At 67.8% G+C, this 559-nt stretch carries 1 protein-coding gene; it reads left to right on the top strand.

Features of this window, described 5'->3' with window-relative positions:
• Positions 1-559 (top strand): hypothetical protein (locus ACFQ2O_RS22375; RefSeq protein WP_377533255.1); only part of this gene is annotated, 559 nt, incomplete at both ends.

Here is a 559-nt window from a genome sequence, read left to right as displayed (position 1 = left end):
CACCGCTGGGGGTCGACATCTCCTGGCCGCAGTGTGGCAGCCAGGTGCCGACCGACCAGGCGTTCGGCATCGTCGGGGTCAACGAGTCCCTCGGCAACACCACGAACCCGTGCCTCGCCGAACAGCTCGACTGGGCATCGAAGTCCGTCGGCGGTTCGGCCCAGCCGAAGACCCAGCTGTACGCGCTGTTCGCCAACCCGGGGCTCCAGGCCTCGGTCTGGCCGACGTCGAACAGCTACCAGGGCACGGTGCCCACCAACCCGTTCGGCACGTGCGTGACCAAGAGCGGCAAGAAGCAGCTCACCCTGGCCTGCTCGTTCATGTACGGCTACGCCCGCGGGTACGACGACGTCCAGAGCCGTGGGGTCCCGAACCCGTCCGCCTACCGCTGGTGGATCGACGTCGAGACGGGTCTGTCGTACCAGCGCGACACCGCGCAGAACCGTGCGGCGATGCAGGGCATGATCGTCGGGCTCAAGACCGCCGGCGTGAAGCGGATCGGCCTGTACTCGACCGGGTCGCAGTGGAAGACCATCGCCGGTACCGTCAAGGCGAACAG

Origin of the sequence: Pontibacter rugosus (genome assembly GCF_042678745.1) — a bacterium.
GTDB classification, from domain to species: domain Bacteria; phylum Bacteroidota; class Bacteroidia; order Cytophagales; family Hymenobacteraceae; genus Pontibacter; species Pontibacter rugosus.
This window is presented reverse-complemented; position numbering and strand designations above follow the sequence as displayed.